Source organism: Methylobacterium sp. J-088 (assembly GCF_022829295.1).
Taxonomy (GTDB): domain Bacteria; phylum Pseudomonadota; class Alphaproteobacteria; order Rhizobiales; family Beijerinckiaceae; genus Methylobacterium.
Window position 1 is genome coordinate 25,030 of sequence record NZ_JAKSYH010000182.1, and the last position, 24,115, is coordinate 49,144.

23 protein-coding genes are annotated in these 24,115 nt (G+C 70.1%); 8 read left to right on the forward strand and 15 right to left on the reverse strand.

The window, feature by feature from the left end; all coding sequences use genetic code 11:
- The first annotated feature begins 63 nt into the window (after positions 1–63).
- The 4 genes from MKK63_RS20835 to holA all read left to right on the forward strand — a co-directional run bounded on the left by MKK63_RS20835 (position 64) and on the right by holA (position 5,058).
- The gene (locus MKK63_RS20835; protein WP_244005176.1) at positions 64–2,280 is read left to right on the forward strand and encodes a TonB-dependent siderophore receptor; all 2,217 of its coding nucleotides are present in this window, start codon (positions 64–66) and stop codon (positions 2,278–2,280) included.
- Between the two features lie 107 nt (positions 2,281–2,387).
- Positions 2,388–3,356: an AEC family transporter gene (locus MKK63_RS20840; RefSeq protein ID WP_244005179.1), complete on the forward strand. Its 969-nt coding sequence runs from the start codon at positions 2,388–2,390 to the stop codon at positions 3,354–3,356.
- Between the two features lie 119 nt (positions 3,357–3,475).
- Positions 3,476–4,021: an LPS assembly lipoprotein LptE gene (gene lptE / locus MKK63_RS20845; RefSeq protein ID WP_244005226.1), complete on the forward strand. Its 546-nt coding sequence runs from the start codon at positions 3,476–3,478 to the stop codon at positions 4,019–4,021.
- A gap of 5 nt (positions 4,022–4,026) precedes the next feature.
- On the forward strand, positions 4,027–5,058 hold the full coding sequence (gene holA, locus MKK63_RS20850; protein WP_244005181.1) for a DNA polymerase III subunit delta: 1,032 nt from the start codon (positions 4,027–4,029) through the stop codon (positions 5,056–5,058).
- A gap of 135 nt (positions 5,059–5,193) precedes the next feature.
- Here the strand turns inward: holA and MKK63_RS20855 are convergent, their stop codons facing one another.
- The 4 genes from MKK63_RS20855 to mnmG all read right to left on the reverse strand — a co-directional run bounded on the left by MKK63_RS20855 (position 5,194) and on the right by mnmG (position 9,537).
- Positions 5,194–6,093 carry a ParB/RepB/Spo0J family partition protein gene (locus MKK63_RS20855; RefSeq protein WP_244005182.1) on the reverse strand — a complete coding sequence of 300 codons (900 nt, stop codon included), beginning with the start codon at positions 6,091–6,093 and terminating at the stop codon, positions 5,194–5,196.
- Positions 6,094–6,155: 62 nt separating this feature from the next.
- The gene (locus tag MKK63_RS20860) at positions 6,156–7,013 is read right to left on the reverse strand and encodes a ParA family protein (RefSeq protein WP_276081665.1); all 858 of its coding nucleotides are present in this window, start codon (positions 7,011–7,013) and stop codon (positions 6,156–6,158) included.
- Positions 7,010–7,648 carry a 16S rRNA (guanine(527)-N(7))-methyltransferase RsmG gene (gene rsmG, locus MKK63_RS20865; RefSeq protein ID WP_244005184.1) on the reverse strand — a complete coding sequence of 213 codons (639 nt, stop codon included), beginning with the start codon at positions 7,646–7,648 and terminating at the stop codon, positions 7,010–7,012. Before rsmG ends, MKK63_RS20860 begins: the two co-directional genes overlap by 4 nt.
- Positions 7,645–9,537 carry a tRNA uridine-5-carboxymethylaminomethyl(34) synthesis enzyme MnmG gene (gene mnmG, locus MKK63_RS20870; RefSeq protein WP_244005186.1) on the reverse strand — a complete coding sequence of 631 codons (1,893 nt, stop codon included), beginning with the start codon at positions 9,535–9,537 and terminating at the stop codon, positions 7,645–7,647. The genes rsmG and mnmG overlap by 4 nt, the downstream gene beginning before the upstream one ends.
- A gap of 388 nt (positions 9,538–9,925) precedes the next feature.
- Between mnmG and MKK63_RS20875 the strand changes: the two genes are divergently transcribed.
- Positions 9,926–10,075 carry a hypothetical protein gene (locus MKK63_RS20875; RefSeq protein WP_244005188.1) on the forward strand — a complete coding sequence of 50 codons (150 nt, stop codon included), beginning with the start codon at positions 9,926–9,928 and terminating at the stop codon, positions 10,073–10,075.
- 153 nt (positions 10,076–10,228) lie between these two features.
- Here MKK63_RS20875 and MKK63_RS20880 read toward each other — a convergent pair whose 3' ends face one another.
- On the reverse strand, positions 10,229–10,450 hold the full coding sequence (locus tag MKK63_RS20880) for a heavy-metal-associated domain-containing protein (RefSeq protein ID WP_244005190.1): 222 nt from the start codon (positions 10,448–10,450) through the stop codon (positions 10,229–10,231).
- Between the two features lie 64 nt (positions 10,451–10,514).
- On the reverse strand, positions 10,515–11,387 hold the full coding sequence (locus tag MKK63_RS20885; protein WP_244005192.1) for a MipA/OmpV family protein: 873 nt from the start codon (positions 11,385–11,387) through the stop codon (positions 10,515–10,517).
- 287 nt (positions 11,388–11,674) lie between these two features.
- Here MKK63_RS20885 and MKK63_RS20890 point away from each other — a divergent pair, with 287 nt between their 5' ends.
- Positions 11,675–13,135 carry an EAL domain-containing protein gene (locus MKK63_RS20890; RefSeq protein ID WP_244005194.1) on the forward strand — a complete coding sequence of 487 codons (1,461 nt, stop codon included), beginning with the start codon at positions 11,675–11,677 and terminating at the stop codon, positions 13,133–13,135.
- Between the two features lie 181 nt (positions 13,136–13,316).
- Here MKK63_RS20890 and MKK63_RS20895 read toward each other — a convergent pair whose 3' ends face one another.
- The 5 genes from MKK63_RS20895 to bla form a co-directional block, all read right to left on the reverse strand.
- Positions 13,317–14,600 carry an OprO/OprP family phosphate-selective porin gene (locus tag MKK63_RS20895; protein ID WP_244005195.1) on the reverse strand — a complete coding sequence of 428 codons (1,284 nt, stop codon included), beginning with the start codon at positions 14,598–14,600 and terminating at the stop codon, positions 13,317–13,319.
- A 259-nt stretch (positions 14,601–14,859) separates the two neighbouring features.
- Positions 14,860–15,708, reverse strand: a complete 849-nt coding sequence (gene panC, locus MKK63_RS20900) for a pantoate--beta-alanine ligase (protein WP_244005197.1) — start codon at positions 15,706–15,708, stop codon at positions 14,860–14,862.
- A gap of 160 nt (positions 15,709–15,868) precedes the next feature.
- Entirely contained in the window at positions 15,869–16,228 is a 360-nt protein-coding gene (locus tag MKK63_RS20905) for a hypothetical protein (protein WP_244005200.1), read from the reverse strand.
- 74 nt (positions 16,229–16,302) lie between these two features.
- A complete protein-coding gene (locus tag MKK63_RS20910) occupies positions 16,303–16,791 on the reverse strand; it encodes an aminoacyl-tRNA deacylase (protein ID WP_244005202.1) in 489 nt (162 codons plus the stop codon).
- A gap of 21 nt (positions 16,792–16,812) precedes the next feature.
- Positions 16,813–17,682 carry a class A beta-lactamase gene (gene bla / locus MKK63_RS20915; protein WP_244005204.1) on the reverse strand — a complete coding sequence of 290 codons (870 nt, stop codon included), beginning with the start codon at positions 17,680–17,682 and terminating at the stop codon, positions 16,813–16,815.
- A gap of 141 nt (positions 17,683–17,823) precedes the next feature.
- Here bla and mnmE point away from each other — a divergent pair, with 141 nt between their 5' ends.
- Positions 17,824–19,149 carry a tRNA uridine-5-carboxymethylaminomethyl(34) synthesis GTPase MnmE gene (mnmE, locus tag MKK63_RS20920; RefSeq protein ID WP_244005206.1) on the forward strand — a complete coding sequence of 442 codons (1,326 nt, stop codon included), beginning with the start codon at positions 17,824–17,826 and terminating at the stop codon, positions 19,147–19,149.
- A gap of 14 nt (positions 19,150–19,163) precedes the next feature.
- Here mnmE and MKK63_RS20925 read toward each other — a convergent pair whose 3' ends face one another.
- Both MKK63_RS20925 and MKK63_RS20930 read right to left on the reverse strand, forming a co-directional pair.
- Positions 19,164–19,643, reverse strand: coding sequence for a hypothetical protein (locus MKK63_RS20925; protein WP_244005208.1), 480 nt, complete (start codon positions 19,641–19,643; stop codon positions 19,164–19,166).
- A gap of 84 nt (positions 19,644–19,727) precedes the next feature.
- Entirely contained in the window at positions 19,728–21,350 is a 1,623-nt protein-coding gene (locus tag MKK63_RS20930; protein WP_244005211.1) for an ABC-F family ATP-binding cassette domain-containing protein, read from the reverse strand.
- A gap of 185 nt (positions 21,351–21,535) precedes the next feature.
- Between MKK63_RS20930 and MKK63_RS20935 the strand changes: the two genes are divergently transcribed.
- A complete protein-coding gene (locus tag MKK63_RS20935; RefSeq protein WP_244005213.1) occupies positions 21,536–21,799 on the forward strand; it encodes a hypothetical protein in 264 nt (87 codons plus the stop codon).
- Between the two features lie 114 nt (positions 21,800–21,913).
- On the opposite strand, the gene MKK63_RS20940 is transcribed toward MKK63_RS20935, so the two are convergent.
- Complete coding sequence (locus MKK63_RS20940) at positions 21,914–22,828, reverse strand: neutral zinc metallopeptidase (protein WP_243922977.1); 915 nt, start codon at positions 22,826–22,828, stop codon at positions 21,914–21,916.
- 143 nt (positions 22,829–22,971) lie between these two features.
- On the reverse strand, positions 22,972–23,853 hold the full coding sequence (locus MKK63_RS20945; RefSeq protein WP_244005215.1) for a uracil-DNA glycosylase family protein: 882 nt from the start codon (positions 23,851–23,853) through the stop codon (positions 22,972–22,974).
- Positions 23,854–24,115: the final 262 nt, after the last annotated feature.

The window sequence follows — 24,115 nt, forward strand, 5'->3', positions numbered from 1 at the left end:
CAACCCGTGATCGATCAATCGTGAGCCCAGTGCCGATCCAAAGGCGCTCCAACAGGGTTCTCGATGTCCATGCGTACCGCCCGCCTCGGGCTGCTCCTCGCCTCCACCGCCCTCGCGGGGCCCGCCCTGGCGCAGGACCGGAGCGTGCAGCTCAACGAGATCTCCGTGGAGGCCGTCGGCCCCGGCCCCGCGGTCGCAGCCGGTGCGGGGCTGGGCGGCAACGTGAGCGGCGGCGACGGCGGCACGGCGGCGACCAGCGGCGGGGGCGGAGGCCCGTCCGGCATCACCGGCTACGTCGCCCGGATCAGCCCCACCGCGACCAAGACCAACACGCCGCTGATCGAGACCCCGCAATCGGTCTCGGTCGTCACCCGCGAGCAGCTCAACGACCGCAACGTCCAGAGCTTCAGCGACGCGCTGGCCTACGTGCCGGGGGCGAGCGTCAACGTCTCGGGCTTCGATCCGCGCTTCGATCAGGTCTTCATCCGCGGCTTTGACGTGCTGTCTAACCAGGGCACCTACCGCGACGGCCTGCGCCAGATCGGCAGCGGCTTCATCTTTCCGCGCATCGAGCCCTACGGGCTGGAGGCCGTGACCGTCCTGCGCGGGCCGGCCTCGGGCCTCTACGGGCTGGGTTCACCCGGCGGCATCCTTGACGCGACCTCGAAGCGCCCGGTCTTCGCGCCCTTCGGCGAGGTCTGGTTCCAGAGCGGCAGCTTCGACCGCTTCCAGGGCAACTTCGATATCGGCGGCCCGGTGGAGGGCTCGGATGGCACCATGGCGTACCGGTTGACCGGCGTACGGCGGGAAGCCGGCACCTTCATCGGCCGCGGCACCAACGACGACCAGCTCAACATCGCCCCGGCCTTCACGTGGAAGCCCTCGGCCGACACCACCTTCACCTTCCTGAGCGAGTTCCAGGTCCGGAACACGCCCGCGACCGTGTTCTACTACAACGATCCCGGTTTCCGGGTGACCAAGTACTACAGCGGCGACCCACGCTTCGCGGGTCTCGACCAGACCCAGTACCGGGTCGGCTACGCCTTCGAGCACCGGTTCTCGGAGGATCTGATCTTTCGCCAGAACTTTCGCCACTACGGCGTCTTCCTCAGCGCCAAGTACACCGGGATCGATTCCATCAACGCGGCGCGCACGCTGGGCTCCCGCTCGACCGGCTACATCCGCGAGGGGCTGGTGCAGCAGACGCTGGACAATCAGCTCGAGGCGCACCTCGTCACCGGCCCGGTTACCCACACCCTGGTGGCCGGTGTGGACTACGCCCATTACGGGCTGAGCAACCGCTTTGGGGCCGGCCCGGCGCCCGACCTCGACCTGCTCACCCAGAATTACGGCCGGCAGTTCATCCCGACCCCGACGCTGGGGAGCCCGACCCGGCAGGCGCAGGATCAGATCGGCGTCTACCTGCAGGATCAGGCGCGGTTCGGCGACTTCATCCTGACCCTGAACGGACGCCACGATTGGATCTCCCAGGACAACCGCGCGACGCCGGTCAGCGCGGTCACGCGCCAGGACAACACCGCCTTCACGGGCCGCGTCGGCCTGGGCTACATCCTGGCGCCCGGCCTCGTGCCCTATGCTAGCTACGCTACGACTTTCACGCCGCAGGTGGGCACCGACGTGCGCGGGCAGGCCTTCAAGCCAGCGACCGGCGACCAGATCGAGGCCGGCGTGAAGTACCTGATCCCCGGCACCAACATCCAGACGGCGTTCGCGGGCTTCGACATCGAGCAGTCGAGCATTCTGCGGACCGACCCGACCAACATCGCCTTCCAATCCGCCACCGGCGCCGTGCGCTCCCGTGGCTTCGAGGCCGAGGCGACCGCCAACCTCGCGCCGGGCACGAACCTGACCATCGCGTACACGCACCTCGACTTCCGCTTCGTGAACCAGACCTCGTTCACGGGCGCGACGCAGGACGGGAACCGCGTCTCCGGCATCCCGAGCGACACCTACGCGTCGTTCCTCACCTACGCGTTCCCGACCTCCTCGCCCCTGCGCGGCCTGACGATCGGCGGCGGCATCCGCTACATCGGCACGAGCTTTGCGGATGACGACAACACGGTGCGCAACCCCACCGTGACGCTCTACGACGCGCTCGTCGCCTACGATTTCGCGGCGATCGACCCGAAATACCAGGGCCTGCGCGCGCAGATCAACGCCTACAACGTGTTCGACCGGACCTATAACACCTGTGCATTCGGCAACTGCTACCGCGGTGCCCCCGCCACGGTGATCGGCAGCCTGATCTACCGCTGGTAGCGGGCGGGGCAGGGGACACGGGCATGGCAGGCCCCCGCCCCCGGCACTGGAGATCGGCGCGCATTTCGTCCTAAGGCCGGAGCCTCGTCCTCCGGTCTGGACCCGCCATGCTGTCGACTCTTCCGGTCGTCCTGCCGATCTTCGCGCTCGTCTTCGCCGGGTGGCTCGCCCGGCGGATCGGCGTGCTCGGCGCCGCCGCCACCACGGAACTCAACCGCTTCGTGGTCTTCCTGGCCCTGCCGGCGCTGCTGTTCGACGTCACCGCCCACGCCCATTGGGCCGACCTCTGGAAACCCGGCTTCATCGGCGCCTTCGGGCTGAGCAGCCTCGCGGTCTTCGCCTTCACCGTCCTGATCCGGTGCGGGGCCGGGCGGCCGCTCGCCGATTCCGCCCTGGACGGGCTCAATGCCGGCTACGCCAATACCGGCTTCATGGGCTTTCCCCTGGCGCTCGTGGCCTTCGGGCCGGAGGCGCTCGCCCCCACCACGGTGGCGGTGATCCTGACGGTCTGCGCCGTGTTCGCGGTGGCGATCGTGCTGATCGAGATCGGGCTGCGTCGGGCGGATCCGGGGGGCGGGCAGGGGAGTCCCCGCGTTCCGATCTGGCTGGCGGTCGGCCGCTCCCTGGTGCGCAACCCGCTGCTGGTCGCCCCGGCGCTGGGCGCCCTGGTTCCGAACCTCGGCCTCGCCGTGCCGGCGCCGGTGGAGACGTTCTTGAAACTCCTCGGGGGCGCAGCCTCGCCCTGCGCCCTGGTGGCGCTCGGCCTGTTCCTGGCCCAGAGGCGCCGAAGCCGCGGCGGGGCAGGGCGGGACGGGCATGCGCGGATCGCCGCCTTGCTGGTCGGGCTGAAGCTCGCCGTCCATCCGTTGCTGACCTACGGGCTCGGCCGCACCGTGTTCGACCTGCCGCCGCTCCTGCTGCACACCGCCGTGCTGATGGCGGCGCTGCCCACCGGCACAGGGCCGTTCATGCTGGCGGAGTTCTACCGGCGCGAGGCCGACCTGACCGCCACCGTGGTGCTGGTCTCGACCGTGCTGGCAGTGGCGACGGTCTCCGGCTATCTGGCGACACTCTGAAACCGAGCGACCACGGTCCTGCCGCAGTGGAATCGTAATCCGCGCCGCGTAGCTTGGTGGCGCGGCACGCCGTGTCCGCGCTAGAACGATCCGGCGAAGCGGGGCGGAACGACGGCGTGATGGTGGGTTCGGGTGTATCACTCGCGGGGCGGATCGCCCGCTTGACCTGCGTGGCCGGCTTGGGCTTGAGCCTGTCGGCCTGCTTCCGTCCGCTCTATGGACCGACCGCCTCGGGTGAATCGGTCCCGGCGCTGCTGGCCTCCGTGCAGGTCGACGACGTCGCGATGGCGCAGGGCCAGGAGCGGCTCGGCCACTACCTGCGCAGCGAACTGGTGTTCGACCTCGACGGGTCGGGCCAGCCCGCGACAAAGCGCTACCGGCTCAAGCTCTCGGGTTCCGAGATCGTGCAGACCCCGATCGTGTCCTCGACCACCGGCCGCGCCGAGGCCGGCACCCTGGTGGCCAACATCAAGTACAGCCTGGAGGACATGGCGGGCACCAAGGTCTACAGCGAGGGCGTGGCCACCTCGACCGCGACCTATGACCGCTCGGTCCAGCGCTTCGCCAGCCAGCGGGCGGCGCGCGATGCCGAGATCCGGCTCGCCAGCGTGTTGTCCGACCAGATCAAGAGCCGGCTGGCCGCTGTCCTCTCCACCAAGCCGTAACCGGCATGACAGCCGTCAAGGCCGGTGAGATCGAGGGGCTCCTCCGGCGCGGGCCCGATCCGCGCATCCCGGTGATCCTCGTCTACGGGCCCGATACCGGCCTCGTGACCGAACGTGCCCGCAAGCTCGCCGAGGATTTCGTCCCCGATCCGGCCGATCCCTTCGCGCTGGTGCGGATCGACGGCGATGCGCTGGCCTCCGATCCAGGCCGTCTGTGCGACGAGGCCGGCACGATGGGCCTGTTCGGCGGCCGCCGGTCGATCTGGATCCGGCCGGGGAGCCGCAACTACGCGCCAGCCGTCGAAGCGGTGCTGGGGGCGCCGGTGGCCGAAGCCCGCATCGTCGTGGAGGCGGGCGACCTCGCCAAGAACAATCCGCTGCGCACCCTGTGCGAGCGCTCCCCCCGGGCGCTGGCGATCCCCTGCTACGCGGATGACGAGCGCACGCTGGCCGACCTGATCGACCGGACCCTTCAGGAGCGCGGCCTGCGGATCGACCGGGCCGCCCGGGAGGTCCTGGCCCGCAGCCTCGGCGGCGACCGCCGGGCGAGCCTGATGGAGATCGAGAAGCTCGCCCTCTACGCCGCCGGGGAGGGCACCGTGACGCTGGATCACGTCGAGGCCATCACCAGCGACGTGGCGGCGAGCGTGCTCAACACGCTGATCGACGCCGCCTTCGACGGGCGCCACGCGGCCGTGGAGCGCGATTACCGGCGGTTCCGGCACGAGGGCCTGGATCCGGGCGTGGTGCTGGGCTCGGCCCTGCGGCACGCCCTGACGCTTCTGACGACCCGGCTGGACAACCCCGACAAGACGCCCGCCATGATGGTGGCGACGTGGCGGGGCCTGCATTTCAAACGCAAGGCCAGCCTGGAGGGGCAGCTCGGCACCTGGGGGCCCAGCACCCTGCGTCAGGCCGCAGTGGCCCTGCAGGGGGCGGTCCTCGCCTGCCGGCGGGCCGAGCCTGAGCTGGCGCATGCGCTCGCCTCCGCGGCGCTGCTGCGGGTCGCGGAAGCAGGGGCGCGGCGGCGGCGGTAGACGTCCAGGTTTCAAAAGGCCGAGGCCTTTTGCGGGTGCAGGGCGGAGCCCTGATGGGTTCGGGCGAAGCCCGATGTCGGGGCTCCGCCCCGACACCCCGCCAAAGGGCTCGCCCTTTGGGATCCCCGACTACGCTCAGCCGTCCGAGACCTTGAACCTGTTCAGCAGCGCCTGCAGCTCATCCTGGGTCTCGTAGCGGATCCGGATCTCCCCCGAGGTCTCGTCCTTCGGGCGGTACGACACCTCGACGCCCAGTGCCCGCCGGATCCGCAGCTCCAGATCGCGCACCGGCGCGGCGCGCTCGGCCGAGAGACGCGGGCGGCCGGGGCGGGGGGTCTCGGACGGCGCGGCCTCGGCCTCGGCCGACGCCAGGGCCTCCACCTGCCGCACCGACAGGCCCTCGGCCACGACCCGGCGGGCCAGACCCTCCGGGTCCTTCACCGACAGCAGGGCGCGGGCATGGCCGGCGGTCAGCTCGCCGGCGGAGAGGCGGTCCTGCACGGCGGGCGGCAGGTTGAGCAACCGCAGGGTGTTGGCGAGATGGCTGCGGCTCTTGCCCAGGATCTCCGCAAGATCCCGCTGCGTGTACGAGAAGTCCTGCATCAGGCGCTCGTAGCCCGAGGCCTCCTCGATCGGGTTGAGGTCGCTGCGCTGGACGTTCTCCAGAATGGCGAATTCCAGCGAGGCGCGGTCGTCGATCTCGACCACCACCACCGGCACCTCGTCGAGCCCGGCCCGCTGGGCCGCCCGCCAGCGCCGCTCGCCGGCCACGATCTCGAACGTGCCCGGCACGTCGCCGATCGGGCGGACCACGATCGGCTGGATCAGGCCGCGCTGGGTGATCGAGGTCGCAAGTTCGGCGAGTTCAACCTCACCGAAGCTGCGCCGCGGGTTGCGCGGGTTGGGCCGCAGGAACTCGATGGCAACCTTGCGCTGCCCCTCGATCTTCGCGGGCGTCGGCGCGGCATCGCTGAAATCGCCGATCAGTGCGGCGAGACCGCGCCCCAGCCGGGGTCTTGCCCCCTCCTCCGCCATGCTTGCCACCCGTCTCACGCTCCACACGCACCCCCGGTTTGGTGGGGGCTCTCTCGTCGCCGTCAGGCCGCCGCCGGAACCCGGCCCTCGCGCTGGATCACCTCCGAGGCGAGGCGCAGATAGGCTTGGCTGCCGGCGCATTTCAGGTCGTACAGCAAGGCCGGCTTGCCGTGCGACGGCGCCTCCGAGATCCGCACGTTGCGCGGGATCACGGTCTCGTAGACCTTGTCGCCCATGAAGCCGCGCACATCTGCCACCACCTGGGCGGAGAGGTTGTTGCGCGGGTCGAACATCGTCAGCACGATGCCTTGAATCGTCAACTTCGGATTGAGGGCGCCGCGCACCTGCTCGACAGTCCGCAGCAGCTGGCTCAGGCCCTCAAGGGCGAAGAACTCGCATTGCAGCGGCACCAGCACGGCATCGGCCGCCGCCAGGGCGTTGATGGTCAGCAGGTTGAGGGAGGGCGGGCAGTCGATCAGCACGTAGCTGATCCGGCTCAGGCTCGGCGCCTGGGTCAGGCTCTTGAGCGTGCCGCGTAAGCGATGCGCCCGGTCGGGCAAGGTGGCGAGTTCCAGCTCCAGCCCCAGGAGATCCATGGTCGAGGGCGCGATCGACAGGCGCGGCACCGCCGTGGGGATCACCGCCTGGGCGAGCGACGCCTCGCCGGCCATGACCTCGTAGGTCGAGACCCGCCGGCTCGCCCGGTCGATCCCGAGGCCCGTGGAGGCGTTGCCCTGGGGGTCGAGATCGATCACCAGCACGTCTTCGCCGATCGCCGCGAGCGCGGTACCGAGGTTGATCGCCGTCGTGGTCTTCCCGACGCCGCCCTTCTGGTTGGCAAGCGCCAGGACGCGCAGAGGTCGACGCACGGAAGACTCCATGGACCGGTCGGCGGGCTCGCCGAGGATGGCTTCGCTCATCGATGACTCGGGGCGGCGAGGGCGGTGACGCGCACGATCCGGGCTTCGGAATCGGTCCGGCTCGGCACGAGGTCGTTAACGACTGTCCACTGCGCGGCAGCCTGGGTCAATTCGGCTTGCGCATCCCGGCCCTTCGGAAACAGACCGGTGGTACCCGTTTTCAACAATGGCTCCGTCCAGGCGAGGAGTTGGGACAGGGGCGCGAGGGCCCGGGCGCAGACGATTTCGGTGGTTCCGACATAGTCGCCGATCACCGCCTCGATCCGCGCGTTGCGCACCCGGACCGGAGCCCCGGTGAGACGGGCCGTCTCGGTCAGGAAGGCGCATTTGCGGGCGTTGCTCTCGACAAGATCCACGCGGATCCCGCGCTCCGCCCCCGCGATGGCGAGGATCAGCCCCGGGATGCCGGCGCCGGAGCCGAGATCGATCCAGGTTTTCGCCTCTGGGGCCAGATCGAGGAGCTGGAGCGCGTCGTCGATATGCCGGCTCCAGACCTCCGTCAGGGTGGCGGGGCCGACGAGATTCTTGATCGGCTGCCAGCGGCGGAGCTGCGCCACGTAGATGTCCAGACGCTCGGCTGTTTCACGTGAAACATCGGAGGCGGCGAGGATGCGGGCGCGGTCGGGATCCGTCATGCCGACGGACGACCCAAACCCACCCAATCGCCCCGGCGGGCATGGGCGGCCAGCAGCGTCAGGGCGGCAGGCGTCACGCCCTCGATCCGGGCCGCCTGCCCCAGCGTGCCGGGCCGCACGGTCTCGAGCTTCGTGCGCATCTCGTTGGAGAGTCCGCTGATCGCCGCGTAGTCCAGACTCGCCGGAAGCCGCACCGCCTCGTCCCGGCGGAAGGCGGCGATGTCGGCGTTCTGCCGGTCGAGATAAACCGCGTAGGTCGCGTCGGTCTTCAGACGGTCGGCGACCAGGGGCGGCACCGTGGCGAGGTCCGGCCAGATCCCCGCAAGATCCCGCCATTCGATCTCCGGATAGGCGAGGAGCTGGAAGGCCGTGCGCCGGATCCCGTCGCGGTTCAGGCTGAGGCCGTGGCCGGCGGCTTGGCTCGGCGTCAACGTCAGGGCGTCGAGCCGGGTCCGGGCCGCGTCGAGCGTCTGCTGGGAGGCCGTGAAATGCGCTGCACGCCGGGAGCCGACACAGCCAAGCTCGATTCCGCGGGGCGTCAGACGCGCATCGGCATTGTCGACCCGCAGGGACAGCCGGTACTCCGAGCGCGAGGTGAACATCCGGTAGGGCTCGCTGACCCCGTGGGTCACGAGGTCGTCGATCATGACGCCGAGGTAGGATTCGGCCCGGTCGAAGGTCGCAGCCTCGAGGCCGCCCACGCGGAGCGCGGCGTTCAGGCCGGCCACCAGACCCTGCCCCGCTGCCTCCTCGTAGCCGGTGGTGCCGTTGATCTGACCAGCCAGGAACAGGCCGGGACACCGCTTCACCTGCAGCCCCGTATCGAGTTCGCGGGGATCGACGTAATCGTACTCGATCGCGTAGCCGGGCCGCAGGATCTCGACGCGCTCCAGGCCCGGGATCAGCCGGACGAGGTCATGCTGTACCGCCTCGGGCAGGGCCGTGGAGATGCCGTTCGGGTAGATCGTCGGATCGTCGAGTCCTTCAGGCTCCAGGAAAATCTGGTGGCCCGCGCGGTCACCGAAGCGCACCACCTTGTCCTCGATCGACGGGCAGTAGCGTGGGCCCCGGCTGGCGATGCCGCCGGAATACATCGGCGAGCGGTGCAGGTTGGCGCGGATCAGATCGTGGACGGCCTGCGTCGTCCGGGTGATGCCGCAGCGGATCTGCGGATTGGTGATGCGTTCGGTGAGCGTCGAGAACGGCACAGGATCAGCATCGGCCTCCTGCATCTCCAAGGCGGCCCAGTCGATGGTCCGGCCGTCGAGGCGGGGAGGCGTCCCCGTCTTAAGGCGGCCAAGGCGCAGGCCGAGGCGGTCGAGGGTCTGGGCCAGCCCGATGGCAGGCGCCTCGCCGACCCGGCCGGCCGGGATCTGGCGCTCGCCAATATGGATCAGGCCCCGCAGGAAGGTGCCGGTGGTCAGCACCACCGCGCCGCAGGCGAGGCTGCGCCCGTCCGCCAGGACAAGGCCGCGGATCTGGCCCGCCGCATCCAGGACCAGATCCTCGCAGGCGCCCGCCACCACGGTCAGGCCCGGGGTCTCGGCGATCGCGGCCTGCATGGCGGCGGCATAGAGCTTCCGGTCGGCCTGGGTCCGGGGCCCGCGCACGGCCGGCCCCTTGCGGCGGTTGAGCAGGCGGAACTGGATGCCGGCCGCGTCGGCGACCCGGCCCATCAGCCCGTCGAGGGCGTCGACCTCGCGCACGAGGTGGCCCTTGCCGAGCCCCCCGATGGCGGGGTTGCACGACATCGCGCCGATCGTGGCCGGATCGTGCGTGACCAGGGCGGTGCGCGCCCCGCAGCGCGCCGCGGCGGCCGCCGCCTCGACGCCGGCATGGCCGCCACCGACGACCGCGACGTCGAACCGGTCGAAGGAGGGGAGGGGCATCGAATCTCGAACTGCGTCTGCGGACGTATCGCCGGATCGTCCCAACGGGAACGATGGCGCCGGGCGTGGTGTCATCCGGTCTAAAGGCGGGCGGGCGCAACGGTCAACGGGCCGGCGCCGGGTGGCTCCGGCCCACCCAGGCGCCAAACTCCTCGGTGCGGCGCCCGAATACAGTATTTTTGATACTGGCGGGATGCTCTGAAAATGATCAGTATTGATTTACTTTTCATCGGCCGATGAAGAACTGATGAACGCGTCTTGCCAGCCGGATGTCCGCGTGCAAACCTGCCCTGTCCCCGATTCCTAGCTGGGCGTCGGTGTCCGGCAGGCACCCGGGAGACCTCGCTTCGCAGCGTCGCCGTGGTGACGCGCGGTGGGGGAGACAACGATGTCCTCGCTTACGATCGGTCTTGGCGCTGCCTGCTGCGCGGCCGGTGCCGCCGCCCACTTCCTCGACACCAGCCATCGCAAGGAGGGTGCGTTCGGGCTCGCGGCCTTCGCCCTGCTGTTGACCGGGATGTACCTGAGCCGCGCTTAGCGGTTGATCGCTTCGCAATCCCGGGTTTCAAAAGGGCGTGCCCTTTGGCGGGTGCTCAGGGCGGAGCCCTGAGATCTCCGTCCCTAAGGGGGTTTCCAGGGCTCTGCCCTGGACCCGCGAAAGGTCTCGACCTTTCGAAACCAAGACGGAGGCTCAGCCCGTCATGGCCGTGGCCGTGTAGCCGGCCTTGGTGAGGGCCTCGGCGATCGACAGCGCCTGCGCGTCGGTGCGGATCGCCACCCGTCCCGCCGCCCGGTCCACCTGAACTTCGGCCGCGGGGTCGAGGCGCTTCACCGTGCGGGTCACCGCAGCGGCAAAGCCGTCGCAGGTCATGCCCTCGACCCGCATCAGCAGGTCGGCGTGCGTCGCATCCATGTGAGCCTCCGTGATCCGTATCGCCGGAATGTCGGAGCCCGGAGCGACCGGCGCAAGCGCAGGCTCAGAACAGCGCCGGCATCCGGAACGCGTAATCGATCCGCAGGCCGAACTGGTACTGGTTCGGGTTGCCGAAGGGCCGGCGCACCAGCGGGCTCGCGCCGGAGGCCCCGAGGATGCGGGTGTAGCCGGCAAAGGCCGAGTAGGCCCACGTCTCGCTCTGCGTGTAGGTCACGCCGCCGAGCACGCCGGCCGAGTAGAAGCTGGCCGGATCGTACGGGGTGACACGGCCGTTGAGCGCGGCCTCGACCGGCGACACCCCAAAATACTTCCGGGCGTAGCTGGCATCGCCCATGTTGAAGCGCGGCCCGATCGAAAACAGGAACTCGTCCACCGGGATCAGGTAGTCGGCCGCCAGGGAGCCCACCGTACCGTGATGCCCGTAGACGCCCTGCCGGGCCTCGACTCGGGTGCGGATGAAGGAGACCGGGTAGAACTCGGCGAACACGCCCGGCTCGACCGCGAAGCGCGCGTCACGGAAGCCGAACAGGTGCCGCCTGTCGTCGCCGTAGTAGCGCCCGGGCACGAATCGCGCAGTCGGACCGATCCGGAAGGTCCCGTTGTCGAAGAGCGACAGGCTGAAGCCGTCGTCCGGCGTCGAGAAGCGGCGCGGCTCGCCGACCTTCCGGATGTCGATCGAGGGATAGAACACCGCCGCGTAGTCGCTGGCCCCGGGGTAGCGCGGGATCGCCTGGATCGAGCCGCTCAGGGTCACGATCCACGTGCTGGGATCGACCATGGTGAAGGTCGGCGTCTGCCGCGGAACATCGGCGGCGAGATCGGCCGCGCGGGACGCGGTCGTGCCGCACGCGGCGAGGAGCGCGCCAACGCCGAGAAGGGCGCGGAGTCGGGATTTACGCGGGGGCACAGACGTCATGGCCACGCTTTATGGCGCGTTTTGCTGACCTGTGCATTTGCAAGGCGCGCAACCCATCCCGGATCGCCACGCAATCAGGCGCGCCGTGACGATTCCGCAACGTTCCAGCGGGCGCGGGCGTCACACCCCACGGAATTAACAGGCTTCCGATCGATGGGCGCCGGCCCACGGCCTTGCCGCGCCGGTCCCTCCGGGCCATTGATCGACGGATTCGATTCGCGCCCGGCGGGGCTTCGCCTGGGACCTTCCCCGGCGACCGGTGCGCGAATCCGGCAGGTGTTCAGACGATGGTCCCGGTCCTCGGCCGGTACGCGGGGCTGTTGACGGCTACCCTTCTCGGGCTCGTCGTGTTCGGGCCGCTCGCCGTGTTCCTGCCGCTCTGGAGTGCCCTGACGCTCGGCGCCGTGTCGGCCGCGGCGTCCGGCCTCGCCCTCACCCGCATCAAGGCCCTGACGGCACGCTGCGAGAAACTGTCGGGCGAAGTCGATCTCCTGTCCCGGCGCCTGCTCAAGGTCGAGACCACCGCGGTCAAGCCGGCGCCTGACTCCGGCGAGGCGGCACTGCGGGCCCAGATCGAGGAGCTGACCGTCGAGTTCGGCCTCCTCTCGGGCATCGTGCGCGACCTCACCACGGTGGTCAGCACGCAGGACGTCGAGATCGCGGGTCTCAATGCCCGGCCCGCACCGGCGCCTCCTGCGCCACCCCTTCCCGCGCCGGCTCCGCGGGAGCCCATCCCCGCGGCCGCTCCGCCCCCCGCGGCCGCTCCGCCCCAGGCGGTGGCCACAGCACGGCGGCCAGCGGTCTTCGAGCCGCCTGCCGTCCAGCCGCCTGCTCCCGAACCGCCGGCCTCGGTTCAGGTCCCGCCGCGACCGATCCCGCCCCGTCCGATCCCGCCCCGGCCGGTGCGGGACCCGGCGAGCGAGGCCGAGATCATCCGGGCCTTCGAGCAGGACGGGTTGGAAATCCACCTGCAGCCGGTGGTCAGTCTGCCCCAGCGCAAGGTCGTGGCCTACGAGGCGCTGGCGCGCCTGCGGATCGGCGATCCAGGCGCCGCGGCTCCGGCCGAGCCGGAGACCTTCCTGCCGGTGCTGGAGCGCTATGGCCGCACCACCGAACTCGACCGCCGCATGCTGCAGCGGGCCGCCCTGGTGGTGCGGCACCTCGCCCGCCGCGGCAGCGACACCCTGCTGACCTACGCGCTTTCGCCGCTCTCGCTGTTCGAGCCCGGCCTGCTGCGCGAACTGGGCCGCGCGGTGGCGGAGGATCCGTCCCTGGCCGGTCTGGTGATCGCCCTGCCGCAGGCGAGCTGGCGGGGCCTCGATGCCGGCCAGCGCGGCCTCCTGATGCCGCTCCGCGGACGGATCGGCTTCAGCCTCGACCGGCCGGACGACCTGCGCTTCGACGCGGTGGATCTCGCCGCCCTCGGCATCGGCCAGGTCCGGGTGCCGGCCGCGATGCTGCTGCGGCCGCAGGCGATTCCGGGCAGCCTGTCGGACCTCGCGGTCGAGGATACGGGGCCGGCCCTGGCGCGGGTCGGGATCCGTCTCGTCGCCACGGGCATCACCGACGAGGCCGACATCCCCGACCTGATCGACCTCGACGTGCCCTTCGCGCAGGGTACGGCCTTCGCGGCGCCGCGCCCGGTGCGGACCGAGGTCCTGACCGCGCCACCCGAGACCCCGGAGCCGCCCACCGAGCCAGGCCCCGAGCGCCGGCCCTTCCGCTCGGTCCTGCGCCGGGCCGTCTGAGCGCGTTCTCCATCGCAACGTCAGGGTTTCGAAAGGGCAAGCCCTTTCGCGGCACCAGGGCAGAGCCCTGGTGCCGGACGTGGTCTGGTGCCGGACTTGGTCCGGTGCCGGGCGAAGCCCGAGCGTCAGGGGCTCCGCGCCCGAACCCCGCCAAAGGGCGGAGCCCTTTGGAAACCTGGACTTACCACGAGATCTGCAGGCGCCCGACCACGGTGTCGACCGAGAACGGCGCGCGCCCGAACGTGTCCGCCTTGGCCTCGCCCGGTCGCACGCGTCCGCGGACGTAGTTGGCGATCAGACGGAGATTGGGCTCGGGATACCAGCTCAGGCCGAGGGTCACGTCCTGCTCCAGCCCGCCCCGGAAGCCCCGGGCGTCGAAGTCGATGGCACTGTAGCGCGCCGCCAGCTCAAACACGCCGATCCCGCCCCGGGAGACCCGCTGGCCGTCCGCCACGGTGACACCCTTGAAGGTCGCGTAGGTGGTGCCCCCCTGGGGCGTGAGCGCGTAGCCGCGCCCCTCGCCGTTCAGCACCCAGGCGGCCTCCACGTAGCCACCCTGGAAGCCAAGACCAGCGGCGGGCCTCCCGGGGCCGCTGAACGGCTGAAGCTCCGCCCGGATGTACTCGGCCTGGAGCAGGACCGGGCCCCGGCGATAGGCGAACTCGGCCCCCGACCGGGTGACACGCGCGGCATCCGGAAGGTCACCGGTATCCACCAGCTGGCGCTCGAACAGGGCCGCGCCCGCCGGGGCCGAGAAGCCGAAGGCGCCGTCGCTCCGGGACCGGCTGCGGTAGCTCGCCGCCAGCCCGAGATGCAGGGTCTCGCGCTCCTCCAGGATCGGCGCGTAAGTGGCGCGGGCCGCCACCGCCACCCCGTCGCCGGAGATGCCATTGCTGGCGGCGTTGCCGAACACGCCGGCCACCGCGGTCCAGGCCTGCCCGTTCCGCCCGACCGCGACGCCGAACCGGCGCTCCGGCACCAGGGCGTTGGCCCCGGAGCGCTCGACGAACAGGGTGTCGTTGTTGCTCTGCAGCCATTCCAGGCTGAGCGGCACCTTCATGTTGCCGAGCGTTACGATCGTGTCCGGCAGCCCCTTCCAGGCCACGAAGGCGTCGTTGATCGGCACCACCGGGTCGCTGAAATCGTACTGGAAGGCGATCACCCAATCCCGGCCGATCGTGAGCGTCGGCTCGATCCACGAACGGCGCACCACGAAATTGTCGGGGAAGGCCTCGGGCCCCTCGGGCCGGCTGAAGCGCGCCCCACCGGCATCGAGATGGAGCCGTCCGCCGATCTGCAGGGTGATGTCCGGCTCGGGAAAGGTGAGGCTCAGGCCCTTCTCGTCGTAGCGCAGGCGCTCGCCGTAGGGTCCCGCCATGCCCTCGATGGCATCACCGGCGCAGGCAGGGGCCGCGCAGGCAAGGGTGGTGGCCAGGAAGGTCGAGGCCGGGCGTGCTCTGATCACGCCACGAGCAGAGAGCAGGTCAGCTTGGCGCCGCCAATATCATGGGGTTGGATGGCGCGAGAAATCCAACCGGGGTGTCTCGGCGGCCACGGGGTGCGGCGGCGGAGCTCATCTTGGCCGAGCAGCGAAACCCGGTCGACTCTAAAGGAATCATCCGTTTGACGGGTGCTTAGGGCAGAGCCCCGAGAGGGTTTTCTGGGCTCCGCCCTGGACTCGCAAAAGGTCTCGACCTTTCGAAACCATGACGCGATGACGAGGCTCAGACCGCGAGATTATCGATCAGCCGCGTCCGTCCCAGGTAGGCCGCCGCGAGGACGCGGGCCGGCCCCTCGACCCGCTCGACCGGCACCAGGGTCCGGGCATCGCAGATTGTGAGATACTGGACCCGGAAGCCTGCTACCTCCAGGGCCGCCCGTCCGGCGGCGATCCGCCCGGCGACCCCGGTGCCGTTGCGGGAGGCGAAGGCGATGTCGGACAGCACGGCGTGGAGTTTCGGGGCGATGGCGCGCTCCTCGGGCGACAGGTAGCGGTTGCGCGACGACAGGGCGAGGCCGTCGGGCTCACGCAGGGTCGGGACGCCACGGATCTTGACCCCCATGTCCAGATCGGACACCGCCTGCTGGATCACCCGGAGCTGCTGAAAATCCTTCTCGCCGAACAGGGCCGTGTCGGGCCGGACCTGATTCAGAAGCTTGGTCACCACCGTGGCGACCCCGGCGAAGTGGCCGGGCCGGAACGGGCCGCACAGCCCCTCGGACAGACCCGCGACCTCGATCCGCGTGGCGAAGCCCGGCGGGTACATGGTCTCGACCGCGGGCGTCCAGGCCGCGTCGGCCCCCGCCTCGCCCAGCAGGGCGAGATCGGCCTCGAGGTCGCGCGGATAGCGCGAGAAATCCTCGCTGGGGCCGAACTGGGTCGGATTCACGAAGATGCTGACCACCGCGCGGTCACCGGCCCGCCGGGCCTCCGCCACCAGGGCGAGGTGTCCCCGGTGCAGGGCACCCATGGTCGGGACCAGGACGATCCGCTCGCCCGCCGCACGCCATCGGGCCACGCACTGGCGCAGGGCTGCCGGATCGCTGAAGCGCTGGGGAACCGAATCGGGCACGGCACGGGCTCCAGAGGGGCGGGACCGCCCGTCTCAGAAGGTTTCGCAAGAGTGGCCGCCGGTCTTGCGATGAAAACCTGCGACCGGCCAAGGACCTGAGCGGAAGATGCGTCGGCGTGCCAACGCAGCTCTGCTTAGAGCATGATGTCGGGGAGGGGAATTAGCGACAGTAGGGCAGCAGGGAGCGGCCGAAGGGATCATCGACGCCGAGCGGTGGCGTGAACCCGTAATAGCTCGGATGGGCCAGCCCATATTCGGAGCCGACATAGCTCGGATCGTCCGGGGCGTTGGTGGGGACAGGCGCCCGCCGCGGCGTGCAGCCGACCGGCACCGCACGGGTGCGCAGGGCATAAACCGGCGGACGGTCGATCCCATCGCTGCGTGGGAAGAAGCGGAGGCGGGCGGTGACCTCCGCCGCCCCGTAGGCGCCTCGGACGTCGAGATCCGCGGCTGCGCCGGGGCCGGCGAGCAACAAGGCGAATCCAAGCGCCATCGTCCCCCTGCGCCCGATCATCCGCATTCAATCCCCAACGCCATCGCGAGCCGGCAGCGTGGTGAAGCAAGGTAAACGGTCGATTACCCGATGGGCAGACATCAGGTCAGCGGCACGACCAGCGCCTGCAGCACCACGACGAGATCCCCCTCGGTCAGCCGGATCTGCAGGCCCCGTCCGCCCCCGTTGACGTGGATCTCGGCACCCGGATCCCCGAGGGAACCGGAATCGATCGCGGTCGGGAATGCGCGCTTCTGGCCGAGCGGGCTGATGCCACCGACATGATACCCGGTCAGCCGCTCGGCATCAGCGGGCTTGAGCATCCCGGCGACCTTGCCCGAGAAAGCGGTCGCCACCCGCTTCATCGAGACCTCCCGGTCGGAGGCAACCAGCAGGCAGACCGGGCGCCGATCGACCGCTGCCATCAGGGTCTTCAGCACGCGGCCGGGCGGGACGCCCAGCGCTTCCGCGGCCTGGAGGCCGATGCGCGTTGCATCGGGATCGTAGTCGTAGGCGTGGAGGCTGTAGCGCAGGCCGGCCTTATCGAGGGCCTGGGTCGCCCGGGTGGTCTTCGGGGCTGATTTGGCCATGACGGTTTCGTGGACTTGGCCTCACGCGGCGACGATCCGCGCAGCGATGAGCTGGCCGATCTCGGCATGGACCGAATCGACCGCTTCGGCGGGCAGGGTGGAGCCGGTGATGTACACGGCCACGGTCACGGGCGCACGGCCCGGCGGCCGCAGGATCGCCACGTCGTTGAACGTGCCGTTGTCGCCGGTGCCGGTCTTGTCGCCGACAGTCCAGTCCTTCGGCAGCCCCGCCCGGAGCCGCTTGAACCCGGTCTGGCTTCCGACCAACCAGTCCTCCAGCCGGGCGCGCCACGGCGGCGCCAGGACGGTGCCGAGGAGGATCCGGCCGAGGGTCGCGCGCATCGCCTCCGGTGTGGTGGTGTCGCGGGGATCGCCGGGGATCGCGGTGTTCAGCGTCGGCTCGTCGCGATCGAGACGGGTGACGGGGTCGCCGGTGTTCCGCAGCCAAGCGGTCAGGCCCTCCGGCCCACCGAGGCGTGCGAGGAGCAGGTTGGCCGCCGTGTTGTCGCTCCACTCGAGCGCGGCGGCGCAGAGTTCGGCCACCGAGAGCTGGCCGGCGCCGCCCTGCGTCTCCAGGGCCTTCCGGGTCACGGGCGCGTAGCTCAGGAGAGCGTCCGCCCGATACGACACCGGCGCATCGAGTTGCTCGGATCCGGCATCGATTCGTGCCAGCACCGCAGCCGCGGCCAGGACCTTGAAGGTGCTGCACATCGGGAAACGCGCGTCCGCCCGGTGTTGGAGTAGGATGCGGTCCGCCGATCCGGCCGCGACGCCGATCCTGCCGCCCATACGCCGCTCAAGCGCTTCAAGGTCCGGTTCGGCCGCCGCCATCGCGGGCTGCATCGGCAGGAGCAGCGACGCGGCGAGCAAGGTGCGGCGTGTGGGATGCATCCTGGCCTCCATCGCGGTTCGACGGGTCTGCATGAAGCGGGATCGGCCCAGCCACCGGATGGGGTATAGGGTCTTGGGCTGTTTCACGTGAAACACGCACGGATGACATGAAGAAGGCGAAGCTTGCGCGTCGCGGCTGCCATGACCGAAACCGAAACGCTCTTCGCCCCGGCCAGCGGCTTCGGCCGGGCGGCCGTCGCAGTGATCCGCCTCAGCGGACCAGGGGCTCGAACCGTGCTCACCGATCTGTGCGGAGCCTTGCCGGCGCCACGCAGGCTCTCGCTGCGGACGCTCCGGAATCCCGATGACGGGACTGAGCTCGACCGGGCACTCGTGGTCTGGCTCCCGGGCCCGAACACCTACAGCGGCGACGACATGGCCGAGTTGCACCTCCATGGCGGGCCAGCGGTGCGAATGGGCGTGCTCGCCGTCCTGGCCCGGATGCCGGGATGCCGTGCAGCCGGGCCGGGCGCCTTCACGCGACGCGCGGTCCTCAACGGCCGGATGGATCTGGCCGAGGCCGAAGCCGTCGCCGACCTGATCGACGCGGAAACCGAGGGCCAGAGGCGGCAGGCCCTGCGCCAGCTCGACGGGGCCCTCAGCCGACAGGTCGCGGCGTGGCGCGCCGAGGCGATCGATTGCCTCGCCGCCGCCGAGGCGGCCCTGGATTTCGCCGACGAGGGCGACGTGGACGAGGCCGGGCTCGATGCCACGCTGCTCGGTCGGGCCACCACCCTGCGCGACCAGATCGCCGCAATCCTGCGGGACGGGCACCGGGGCGAGCGGCTGCGGGACGGGTTCACCGTGGTGCTGGCGGGTGCGCCCAATGCCGGGAAGTCGACGTTGCTCAACGCCCTGAGCCGGCGGGACGTCGCGATCGTGTCGGACACGCCCGGCACGACGCGCGACGCGATCGAGGTGCGGCTGGATCTGGCCGGCCTGCCGGTGCTGCTGGTGGATACCGCGGGTTTGCGCGAGACGGCCGAACCCGTCGAGGCCGAGGGGATCCGGCGGACCCGCGCGCGGATCGAGACCGCCGATCTCGTGCTGGCCCTCGTACCGCCCGGCGGAACGGAACCTGACCTCGCTGACACCACCGATCAGGTCCTGACGGTGCACACCAAGACCGATCTATTAGCCGGCTTTCAAACTCCGCGATCGGACGGCGTTCTGTGGGTTTCCGCCCAGACGGGTGATGGGCTCGATACCCTCCTCGACGCCATCCAGGCGCAGGCCGAGGCCGGCTTGGGGCAGGGCGACGCGCTGATCACCCGGGCGCGCCATCGGGCCGCCTTTGAAGCCTGTACAGCCCATCTCGATCGCCTGATCGCTGGGCCCGACGGCCAGCCGGAACTCGTCGCCGAGGATCTCCGCCTCGCCGTCCGGGCGCTGGGCGAGGTCGCCGGCCATGTCGGGGTCGAGGATGTGCTCGACCGATTATTTGCCGGCTTTTGTATCGGCAAATAGCGGTTGCGTCGCGACTAGCTCGGGATGCGCAGGATCCGCGGACGCCAGATCCCGAGGGCGACGTTGGCAGCCGAGATCGCGAGCAGGACCCACAGCGTCCCACGCTCGCCGGGGAGCGAGACCGCCAAAGCCGCCGGATCGAGCAGGCCGGCCAGCGCCCGTGCGCTCTGTGCGGCCTCCTGCTTCATCGGACCCTGAACGTAGACCAGCCCGCCCTCGAACATCAGGACGCCGGTGGCGAGCTTCAGCCACGCCCAGCCTGCGTTGAGGTAGGCCCGGTTCACCGCCATGGCGATCAGGCCCGACATCAGCGTCACGGCGAGCGAGGGCAGGAACACCCAGGTGGCGACTGCGCCCATCGCGCCGCGCATCGCCGCGTAGCCGGGCAGGGCGCTCGGAGGTGGGGTCAGCGCCAGCATGACCACCAGGGACGCCAGCGCCCCGAGCAGCCCGGCCGAGCCCATCGTGTGGAGGAACTTGAGAAGGCGTCGCACGGCGTCCCGGATCCGGCCGTTTCGCGAAAGCCTAACCGGGGTTGTCCCGCGACGTAAGCGGCGCAGCCGTCGCAGGCTGGCCCATCAGCTCCGCAGGCCCGGCGCCTCCTGGCCGGTGCGGGCCACGTACTCGGTGTAGCCGCCGCCATACTGGTGGATGCCCTCCGGCGTCACCTCCAGCACCCGGTTCGACAGCGCCGCCAGGAAGTGCCGGTCGTGGGAGACGAACAGCATCGTCCCCTCGTAATTGCCGAGCGCCGTGATCAGCATCTCCTTGGTGCCCATGTCGAGGTGGTTGGTCGGCTCGTCGAGCACCAGAAAATTCGGCGGGTCGTAGAGCATCAGCGCCATGACCAGCCGGGCCTTCTCGCCGCCCGACAGCACCCGGCAGCGCTTCTCGACATCGTCGCCCGAGAAGCCGAAGCAGCCGGCGAGCGCCCGCAGCGAGCCCTGGCCGGCCTGCGGAAAGGCCTCCTCCAAGGTCTCGAACACGGTGCGGTCGCCGTCGAGGAGGTCCATGGCGTGCTGGGCGAAGTAGCCGAGCTTGACGCTGCCGCCGATCGTGACCGCCCCGTCGTCGGGCGCGGTGGTGCCGGTCACGAGCTTCAGGAGCGTCGACTTGCCGGCGCCGTTGATGCCCATCACGCACCAGCGCTCGCGGCGGCGCACCGAGAAGTCGAGCCCCTCGTAGATGGTGCGGCTGCCGTAGCGCTTATGCACCCCTTTGAGCATCACGACGTCGTCGCCCGAGCGGGGCGCCGGCTGGAACTCGAACGCCACCGATTGCCGCCGCCGGGGCGGCTCGACCCGCTCGATCTTGTCGAGCTTCTTCACCCGGCTCTGCACCTGAGCGGCGTGGGAGGCCCGGGCCTTGAAGCGCTCGATGAAGGCGATCTCCTTGGCGAGCATCGCCTGCTGGCGCTCGAACTGCGCCTGCTGCTGCGCCTCGTTGAGCTTCCGCTGACCCTCGTAGAACGCGTAATCGCCCGAGAAGGTGGTGAGCGCGCCGCCGTCGATCTCGATCAGCTTGTTGACGATGCGGTTCATGAACTCGCGGTCGTGCGAGGTCATCAGCAGAGCGCCGTCATAGGCTTTGAGGAACGATTCGAGCCAGATCAGGCTCTCGAGGTCGAGGTGGTTCGACGGCTCGTCGAGCAGCATCACGTCCGGGCGCATCAGCAGGATGCGGGCGAGCGCCACGCGCATCTTCCAGCCGCCCGAGAGGGCGCCGACATCGCCGTCCATCATCTCCTGGTTGAAGCTCAGGCCGTCCAGCACCTCCCGGGCCCGGCCCTCCAGGGCGTAGCCGTCGAGTTCCTCGAACCGGGCCTGGACCTCGCCGTAGCGCTCGACCAGGGCGTCCATCTCGTCGGCCCGGTCCGGATCGGCCAAAGCCGCGCCGATCTCGGCCAGCTCGGCCGCGACCGTGCTCACCGGCCCGGCCCCGTCCATCACCTCGGTGACGACGCTGCGGCCGGACATCTCGCCGACATCCTGGCTGAAATACCCGATCGTGATGCCCCGGTCGGCCGAGACCTGGCCTTCGTCGGGCTGCTCCTCGCCGATGATCATCCGGAACAGGGTGGTCTTGCCCGCCCCGTTCGGCCCGACGAGCCCGACCTTCTCGCCGCGCTGCAGGGCGGCCGAGGCCTCGATGAACACGAGCTGCCGCCCGTTCTGCTTGGTGATCTTGTCCAGGCGTATCATGGCGGTGGGCGCTGTCCGGCGGAATGCCCTGGCGCTTACGGCATCCGCCTGGGCTGCGCAAAGCGTGATGTCGCAGTGCGGGATAACGCTTGCACCCCATGCAGACCTGGGCGCATGCCGGGACCCGGAACCAGGCTCGACCGTTGCCCTGTGCAACAGTTGCCACGGGCAACATGAGGAACGCGATGCTGTTCGGTTGGTGGAAGACGGGCATGGACATGGCCATGCTGGGCCTGGAGGCGCAGGGGGTGATCGCTCAGCGCATGGTGATGTTCGCCCTCGGCGGTCCGGCCGCCCAAGCCGAGGCGCAACTGATGGTAACCGAGAAGGTCATGGCCGCCGGCGAGGCCGCCATGATGCTCGCCACAGGGGCCTCGAACGGCAAGGTGATCCGCAGCTACCGGCGGAAGGTCCAGGCCAATGCAAGGCGACTGAGCCGACCAGCCTAACCCGAAGCCCACATCGTCATCGCGAGCGCAGCGACGCGACCCAGGGCAGCGCGACATCCGTAAGCGTGGCGCCACTCTGGATTGCTTCGCTGTGCTCGCAAAGACGAAGCAACCTCAGTTCCCCGCCGTCCGGAACGTGTCGCACGCCTTGGTCTGGCCGCTCTTGTAGCCGGCGGTGAACCAGCGCTGGCGCTGGGCCGAGGAGCCGTGGGTGAAGGAATCCGGCACCACGTAACCCTGCGAGCGCCGCTGCAGCGCGTCGTCGCCGATCTGCGCGGCGGCGTTCAGGGCCTCGTCAATATCGCCCTGATCCAGTTCGGCGTACTTGTCGTTCGAGTTCTTGGCCCAGACGCCGGCGAGGCAATCGGCCATCAGCTCGATCCGCACCGAGAGGGCATTCGCCTCGGTCTTGCTCGACGCCTGCTGCTGGCGCGCCTGAACCTTACCCAGGATGCCCAGCACGTCCTGCACGTGGTGGCCGACCTCGTGGGCGATCACGTACGCGTAGGCGAAATCACCCTTCACGCCGAACTTCGTGGCCATCTCCTTGAAGAAGCCGGTGTCGAGATAGACCTTCTTGTCGAGCGGGCAGTAGAACGGGCCCATCGCGGCCTGGGCCGAGCCGCAGCCCGAGCGGGTACCGCCGGTGTAGAGCACCAGGGTCGTCGGGGTGTATTGCTTGCCGGTCTGCTGCGGCAGGATCTGGCTCCACACGTCCTCGGTGTTGCCCAGGATCTTTGACGCGAAGCGGCCGCTCTCGTCGGTGGGCGCCTGGCGCCGCTTGGCCTGCGTCTGCGGATCGGCCGGCTGCTCCTGCTGGCTGTGACCGCCGCCGATCCGCTCGGCGCCGCCGATCAGGATCGCCGGGTTGATCCCCGTGAAGTAGCTGACGATCAGCAGCACCACGATGGTGCCGATCCCGAGCCCGCCGGCACCGCCGCCGGGGAAGCCCATGCCGCCACCGCCGCCACCGCCTTCGCCCCGGCGATCCTCGACGTTGTCGGAGCTGCGTAGATCGTCCCAGCGCATGGTCGGGTCCCGCTATCGGTGCTGCGCCGGCCGCCGCGGGCGGGACGCAAGGTGTCGTGCGTCGTCCTGGCCGGACGGCGGCGAACCGCCGGCGGGAACGAAGCTCTAATGGCGGGAGGGGAGAGCCGGTTCCGCTTCCGCGGTCAAGCTGTCCCGTCGATGAGCGCGCGCAGGGCGCGGAAGTCCCGCCACGCCAACCGCTTCTGCACCGGCTGGCGCAGCAGGAAGGCCGGATGGAGCGTGGCGAGCAGCTTCACCTCGCGATTCGGCAACGTGTACGGGAACAGCCGGCCGCGGGTGCGGAGGATGCCGTCCTTGGAACCGGTGAGCGTCTGGGTCGCGGGCGCGCCCAGGCAGACGATGATATCGGGATCGACCAGCTCGATCTGCCGCTCCACGAAGGGCCGGCACACCGCGACCTCCTGGGGGGTCGGGTTCCGGTTGCCCGGGGGCCGCCAGGGCACGATGTTGCCGATATAGGTGCTGGTCCGGTCGAGGCCGACCGCCTTCATCATCTTGTCGAGGAGCTGGCCCGAGCGACCCATGAACGGCTTGCCGATCCGGTCCTCGTCGGCCCCCGGCGCCTCACCGAGAAACATCACCCGCGCCTCCGGATTGCCGTCGCCGAAGACGAGGTTCTTGGCGGTGAAGCGCAGCGGGCAGGCATCGAAATCCGCCAGGATCCGCTCCAACTCCTCCAGCGACTTGGCTTGGCGCGCCCGGGTGCGGGCGTCGCTCGCGGCCTCGTCGGGCTGGGCGCTGGCGGCCCGACCGAAGGTGCGCGGCGCCACGACGGGCGCCGGGGCGCCGGGGGGTGGCACGAGGCTGTTGGCCACCGCGACGACCGGCGGCTCCACAGCCCGGGCCGTCGCGACCCTGCGCGGGGCGCGCAGGGTCGGTGCGGGCGAGTCCGGCTCGCCGAAGCGGTCGTGCGGCTGCTCGTCGAGCGCCGCGTCGGCCCCGGCCTCCACGTGGAAGTCGAGATAGGCGATCAGGTCGGCTTGCGCGTCGGAGGGGCTCGGCATGGTCCAACCATGTGGGGTCACGGCGGCCTGTGGACAACTTTTGAAACGGGCCGGCCGTCAAGGACTTGCGTGACCGAAGGGCGCAGGGCCGGCGTCCCCGGACACGAATCGTCCAATCCGTCCCCTCCGGTGCGGCAAAGGGAACTTTGCCTTGAGCGTGAGCGTCGGCAACTTGCCTTTCTAGCTTGGAATCGCTTGAGACGGCAGAAGGAACGCCGGCCCGGCGATGAATCGGGTCCTGAAACAAAGAAAAGGAGAGGCG

Excerpts from the sequence above, each read along its gene's own strand:
- MKK63_RS20835 (WP_244005176.1), top strand. The coding sequence starts at position 64 with ATGTCCATGCGTACCGCCCGCCTCGGGCTGCTCCTCGCCTCCACCGCC.
- MKK63_RS20840 (WP_244005179.1), top strand. The coding sequence starts at position 2,388 with ATGCTGTCGACTCTTCCGGTCGTCCTGCCGATCTTCGCGCTCGTCTTC.
- lptE (WP_244005226.1), top strand. The coding sequence starts at position 3,476 with ATGGTGGGTTCGGGTGTATCACTCGCGGGGCGGATCGCCCGCTTGACC.
- holA (WP_244005181.1), top strand. The coding sequence starts at position 4,027 with ATGACAGCCGTCAAGGCCGGTGAGATCGAGGGGCTCCTCCGGCGCGGG.
- MKK63_RS20855 (WP_244005182.1), bottom strand. The coding sequence starts at position 6,093 with ATGGCGGAGGAGGGGGCAAGACCCCGGCTGGGGCGCGGTCTCGCCGCA.
- MKK63_RS20860 (WP_276081665.1), bottom strand. The coding sequence starts at position 7,013 with ATGAGCGAAGCCATCCTCGGCGAGCCCGCCGACCGGTCCATGGAGTCT.
- rsmG (WP_244005184.1), bottom strand. The coding sequence starts at position 7,648 with ATGACGGATCCCGACCGCGCCCGCATCCTCGCCGCCTCCGATGTTTCA.
- mnmG (WP_244005186.1), bottom strand. The coding sequence starts at position 9,537 with ATGCCCCTCCCCTCCTTCGACCGGTTCGACGTCGCGGTCGTCGGTGGC.
- MKK63_RS20875 (WP_244005188.1), top strand. The coding sequence starts at position 9,926 with ATGTCCTCGCTTACGATCGGTCTTGGCGCTGCCTGCTGCGCGGCCGGT.
- MKK63_RS20880 (WP_244005190.1), bottom strand. The coding sequence starts at position 10,450 with ATGGATGCGACGCACGCCGACCTGCTGATGCGGGTCGAGGGCATGACC.
- MKK63_RS20885 (WP_244005192.1), bottom strand. The coding sequence starts at position 11,387 with ATGACGTCTGTGCCCCCGCGTAAATCCCGACTCCGCGCCCTTCTCGGC.
- MKK63_RS20890 (WP_244005194.1), top strand. The coding sequence starts at position 11,675 with ATGGTCCCGGTCCTCGGCCGGTACGCGGGGCTGTTGACGGCTACCCTT.
- MKK63_RS20905 (WP_244005200.1), bottom strand. The coding sequence starts at position 16,228 with ATGCGGATGATCGGGCGCAGGGGGACGATGGCGCTTGGATTCGCCTTG.
- MKK63_RS20910 (WP_244005202.1), bottom strand. The coding sequence starts at position 16,791 with ATGGCCAAATCAGCCCCGAAGACCACCCGGGCGACCCAGGCCCTCGAT.
- bla (WP_244005204.1), bottom strand. The coding sequence starts at position 17,682 with ATGCATCCCACACGCCGCACCTTGCTCGCCGCGTCGCTGCTCCTGCCG.
- mnmE (WP_244005206.1), top strand. The coding sequence starts at position 17,824 with ATGACCGAAACCGAAACGCTCTTCGCCCCGGCCAGCGGCTTCGGCCGG.
- MKK63_RS20930 (WP_244005211.1), bottom strand. The coding sequence starts at position 21,350 with ATGATACGCCTGGACAAGATCACCAAGCAGAACGGGCGGCAGCTCGTG.
- MKK63_RS20935 (WP_244005213.1), top strand. The coding sequence starts at position 21,536 with ATGCTGTTCGGTTGGTGGAAGACGGGCATGGACATGGCCATGCTGGGC.
- MKK63_RS20940 (WP_243922977.1), bottom strand. The coding sequence starts at position 22,828 with ATGCGCTGGGACGATCTACGCAGCTCCGACAACGTCGAGGATCGCCGG.
- MKK63_RS20945 (WP_244005215.1), bottom strand. The coding sequence starts at position 23,853 with ATGCCGAGCCCCTCCGACGCGCAAGCCGACCTGATCGCCTATCTCGAC.